This window comes from Rhodococcus tibetensis, assembly GCF_024438035.1.
Classification (GTDB): domain Bacteria; phylum Actinomycetota; class Actinomycetes; order Mycobacteriales; family Mycobacteriaceae; genus Rhodococcus_F; species Rhodococcus_F tibetensis.
Genome location: NZ_JANFQF010000044.1, coordinates 1 through 5,458 on the forward strand (window position 1 = coordinate 1; position 5,458 = coordinate 5,458).

A 5,458-nucleotide genomic window follows, 5' to 3' on the forward strand; every position below is an offset into this window, starting at 1 on the left:
ATGTTTTTGGTACTCCGCATCATGGATGATCAACTGGCCGTTGTGGTTTGGTTGTGAGTTGTGGTGTGGGTATGTGCTGGCTCTTCTCCTTCTTCCGTCGGAGGGGGGTCAGTGTTTGAAAATGCTAGTTTGAGTTTTTGATTGCTAGTGATTTGACTCGATGTCTTTGACTGATTGGCAGGTTCGCCTGTGGAATCTAGAGTCTTCAACGGAGAGTTTGATCCTGGCTCAGGACGAACGCTGGCGGCGTGCTTAACACATGCAAGTCGAGCGGTAAGGCCTTTCGGGGTACACGAGCGGCGAACGGGTGAGTAACACGTGGGTGATCTGCCCTGCACTTCGGGATAAGCCCGGGAAACTGGGTCTAATACCGGATACGACCTTCGGCTGCATGGCTGGGGGTGGAAAGGTTTACTGGTGCAGGATGGGCCCGCGGCCTATCAGCTTGTTGGTGGGGTAATGGCCTACCAAGGCGACGACGGGTAGCCGACCTGAGAGGGTGACCGGCCACACTGGGACTGAGACACGGCCCAGACTCCTACGGGAGGCAGCAGTGGGGAATATTGCACAATGGGCGAAAGCCTGATGCAGCGACGCCGCGTGAGGGATGAAGGCCTTCGGGTTGTAAACCTCTTTCAGCAGGGACGAAGCGCAAGTGACGGTACCTGCAGAAGAAGCACCGGCTAACTACGTGCCAGCAGCCGCGGTAATACGTAGGGTGCAAGCGTTGTCCGGAATTACTGGGCGTAAAGAGTTCGTAGGCGGTTTGTCGCGTCGTTTGTGAAAACTCACAGCTCAACTGTGAGCTTGCAGGCGATACGGGCAGACTTGAGTACTGCAGGGGAGACTGGAATTCCTGGTGTAGCGGTGAAATGCGCAGATATCAGGAGGAACACCGGTGGCGAAGGCGGGTCTCTGGGCAGTAACTGACGCTGAGGAACGAAAGCGTGGGTAGCGAACAGGATTAGATACCCTGGTAGTCCACGCCGTAAACGGTGGGCGCTAGGTGTGGGTTCCTTCCACGGAATCTGTGCCGTAGCTAACGCATTAAGCGCCCCGCCTGGGGAGTACGGCCGCAAGGCTAAAACTCAAAGGAATTGACGGGGGCCCGCACAAGCGGCGGAGCATGTGGATTAATTCGATGCAACGCGAAGAACCTTACCTGGGTTTGACATATACCGGAAAGCCGTAGAGATACGGCCCCCCTTGTGGTCGGTATACAGGTGGTGCATGGCTGTCGTCAGCTCGTGTCGTGAGATGTTGGGTTAAGTCCCGCAACGAGCGCAACCCTTGTCTTATGTTGCCAGCACGTAATGGTGGGGACTCGTAAGAGACTGCCGGGGTCAACTCGGAGGAAGGTGGGGACGACGTCAAGTCATCATGCCCCTTATGTCCAGGGCTTCACACATGCTACAATGGCCAGTACAGAGGGCTGCGAGACCGTGAGGTGGAGCGAATCCCTTAAAGCTGGTCTCAGTTCGGATCGGGGTCTGCAACTCGACCCCGTGAAGTCGGAGTCGCTAGTAATCGCAGATCAGCAACGCTGCGGTGAATACGTTCCCGGGCCTTGTACACACCGCCCGTCACGTCATGAAAGTCGGTAACACCCGAAGCCGGTGGCCTAACCCCTTGTGGGAGGGAGCCGTCGAAGGTGGGATCGGCGATTGGGACGAAGTCGTAACAAGGTAGCCGTACCGGAAGGTGCGGCTGGATCACCTCCTTTCTAAGGAGCATCTCCAGTCATGTACCGCTGAACAGTCAGTGGATGATGTGCTGGCAGAGGCCGTTTCGTTCCCGTCTGTGGAACGGCGGTTGCTCATGGGTGGATCGCTGACAAGCATTGGTTCTCGTTACTGCCGGCCTTTGTGTTGGTGGGAGAGCGAATTATATCGACATACTGTTGGGTCCTGAGAGAACACGTGAGTGTTTTTTCTACGGGAAAGTGACGATCCGGTTCGGATGTCAGGCAGACCGCATCACTTTGGGTGGTGGTCATGGTGCTGGCGGGAGTTCGAGCGGGGTGTGTTGTTTGAGAACTGCACAGTGGACGCGAGCATCTTTGTTGTAAGTAATGAAGAGCGTACGGTGGATGCCTTGGCACCAGGAGCCGATGAAGGACGTAGGAGGCTGCGATAAGCCTCGGGGAGCTGTCAACCGAGCTGAGATCCGAGGATGTCCGAATGGGGAAACCCAGCACGAGTGATGTCGTGTTACCCGCATCTGAATATATAGGGTGTGTGGAGGGAACGTGGGGAAGTGAAACATCTCAGTACCCACAGGAAGAGAAAACAATAGTGATTCCGTGAGTAGTGGCGAGCGAAAGCGGAAGAGGCTAAACCATGGATGTGTGATAGCCGGCAGGTGTTGCATTCGTGGGGTTGTGGGGTTCATCTTGTCAATGCTGCCGTGTTGGCCGACAGTAAGAAATCATGGTGTTAGTGGAAGTGGTCTGGAACGGCCTGTCGTAGAGGGTGAGAGTCCCGTACACGAAAACATTGTGACTGTTGTGATGGAAACCCAAGTAGCACCGGGCCCGTGAAATCTGGTGTGAATCTGTCGGGACCACCCGATAAGCCTGAATACTCCCTGGTGACCGATAGCGGACTAGTACCGTGAGGGAAAGGTGAAAAGTACCCCGGGAGGGGAGTGAAATAGTACCTGAAACCGTGCGCTTACAATCCGTCAAAGCCTTCGAACATTTCGGTGTTGGGGGTGATGGCGTGCCTTTTGAAGAATGAGCCTGCGAGTTAGTGGCATGTCGCGAGGTTAACCCGTGTGGGGTAGCCGTAGCGAAAGCGAGTCCGAATAGGGCGTTCGTAGTGGCATGTTCTAGACCCGAAGCGGAGTGATCTACCCATGGCCAGGTTGAAGCGACGGTAAGACGTCGTGGAGGACCGAACCCACTTAGGTTGAAAACTGAGGGGATGAGTTGTGGGTAGGGGTGAAAGGCCAATCAAACTCCGTGATAGCTGGTTCTCCCCGAAATGCATTTAGGTGCAGCGTCGCGTGTTTCTCACCGGAGGTAGAGCTACTGGATGGTCTAGGGGGCCCACAAGCTTACCGAAATCAGCCAAACTCCGAATGCCGGTGAGTGAGAGCGCGGCAGTGAGACTGCGGGCGATAAGGTTCGTAGTCGAGAGGGAAACAGCCCAGATCGCCAGCTAAGGTCCCTAAGCGTGTACTAAGTGGAAAAGGATGTGGGGTCGCGAAGACAACCAGGAGGTTGGCTTAGAAGCAGCCACCCTTGAAAGAGTGCGTAATAGCTCACTGGTCAAGTGATCCTGCGCCGACAATGTAGCGGGGCTCAAGTACACCACCGAAGCTGCGGCATTCACACAATGCACCCCCATTTTCCTGCGGGAGGGTGGGCAGTGGTGTGGATGGGTAGGGGAGCGTCGTGTGGCCATGGAAGCGGCGGGGTGACCCAGCCGTGGAGGCCACACGAGTGAGAATGCAGGCATGAGTAGCGAAAGACGAGTGAGAAACTCGTCCGCCGAATGACCAAGGGTTCCTGGGCCAGGTTAATCCGCCCAGGGTGAGTCGGGACCTAAGACGAGGCCGACAGGCGTAGCCGATGGACAACGGGTTGATATTCCCGTACCCGTGTGAACGCGCCCCTGGTGAATCAGTGATACTAACCACCCTGAAAGTGGGGTTTCTCCTTCGGGAGTGACCTTGCCGGATGCGTGGGACCTGATCTGGTAGTAGCCAAGCGATGGGGTGACGCAGGAAGGTAGCTGAGCCAGTCAGTGGTAATACTGGTGTAAGCCTGTAGGGCGAATGGTAGGCAAATCCGCCATTCACACAGCCTGAGAGGTGACGCATAGCCGAATGAGGCGAATTCAGTGATCCTATGCTGCCGAGAAAAGCCTCTAGCGAGCTTTCACACGGCCCGTACCCCAAACCGACACAGGTGGTCAGGTAGAGAATACTAAGGCGATCGAGATAACTATGGTTAAGGAACTCGGCAAAATGCCCCCGTAACTTCGGGAGAAGGGGGGCCTCGTCTGGTGATGGAACTTGCTTCCTGAGCTGGGTGGGGCCGCAGAGACCAGTGAGAAGCGACTGTTTACTAAAAACACAGGTCCGTGCGAAGTCGTAAGACGATGTATACGGACTGACGCCTGCCCGGTGCTGGAAGGTTAAGAGGACCGGTTAGCCATTTCGGTGGCGAAGCTGAGAATTTAAGCCCCAGTAAACGGCGGTGGTAACTATAACCATCCTAAGGTAGCGAAATTCCTTGTCGGGTAAGTTCCGACCTGCACGAATGGCGTAACGACTTCTCAGCTGTCTCAACCATAGACTCGGCGAAATTGCATTACGAGTAAAGATGCTCGTTACGCGCGGCAGGACGAAAAGACCCCGGGACCTTCACTACAGCTTGGTATTGGTGTTCGGTTCGGTTTGTGTAGGATAGGTGGGAGACTGTGAAGCGCTCACGCCAGTGAGTGTGGAGTCGTTGTTGAAATACCACTCTGATCGTATTGGACCTCTAACCTCGGACCATGATCTGGTTCAGGGACAGTGCCTGGTGGGTAGTTTAACTGGGGCGGTTGCCTCCCAAAATGTAACGGAGGCGCCCAAAGGTTCCCTCAGCCTGGTTGGCAATCAGGTGTCGAGTGCAAGTGCACAAGGGAGCTTGACTGTGAGACTGACAAGTCGAGCAGGGACGAAAGTCGGGACTAGTGATCCGGCACCGGCAAGTGGAAGCGGTGTCGCTCAACGGATAAAAGGTACCCCGGGGATAACAGGCTGATCTTCCCCAAGAGTCCATATCGACGGGATGGTTTGGCACCTCGATGTCGGCTCGTCGCATCCTGGGGCTGGAGTAGGTCCCAAGGGTTGGGCTGTTCGCCCATTAAAGCGGCACGCGAGCTGGGTTTAGAACGTCGTGAGACAGTTCGGTCTCTATCCGCCGCGCGCGTTAGAAACTTGAGGAAGGCTGTCCCTAGTACGAGAGGACCGGGACGGACGAACCTCTGGTGTGCCAGTTGTTCCACCAGGAGCACCGCTGGTTAGCTACGTTCGGAAGGGATAACCGCTGAAAGCATCTAAGCGGGAAGCCTGTTCCAAGATGAGGTTTCTCACCCCCTCGAGGGGGTAAGGCCCCCGGCAGACCACCGGGTTGATAGGCCAGAACTGGAAGCCCAGTAATGGGTGCAGGTGACTGGTACTAATAGGCCGAGGACTTACCACAAAGAAGCTACGCGTCCACTGTGCAGTATCTGAAACAACACACAGATACTCATTTCCACCCCCACCGGTCACCCAGCAGGGTGCACCCGGTGCCGGGAACACGACGAAATGAGTGTGTGACAGTTTCATAGAGTTACGGCGGCCATAGCGGAGGGGAAACGCCCGGACCCATTCCGAACCCGGAAGCTAAGCCCTCCAGCGCCGATGGTACTGCACTCGACAGGGTGTGGGAGAGTAGGACACCGCCGAACATCCGTTACCG

The 5,458-nt window shown here is 55.9% G+C and carries 3 rRNA genes; all 3 read left to right on the plus strand.

Going from position 1 to position 5,458, the window contains the following annotated elements:
* Positions 1–205 precede the first annotated feature (205 nt).
* The 3 genes from NOF53_RS27340 (at position 206) to rrf (ending at position 5,447) form a co-directional block, all read left to right on the plus strand.
* Positions 206–1,723 (plus strand): 16S ribosomal RNA (locus tag NOF53_RS27340).
* 339 nt (positions 1,724–2,062) lie between these two features.
* Positions 2,063–5,197: ribosomal RNA gene (locus tag NOF53_RS27345) — 23S ribosomal RNA — on the plus strand.
* 133 nt (positions 5,198–5,330) lie between these two features.
* Positions 5,331–5,447 (plus strand): 5S ribosomal RNA (rrf, locus tag NOF53_RS27350).
* The 16S, 23S and 5S rRNA genes sit together here, the layout of an rRNA operon.
* Positions 5,448–5,458: the final 11 nt, after the last annotated feature.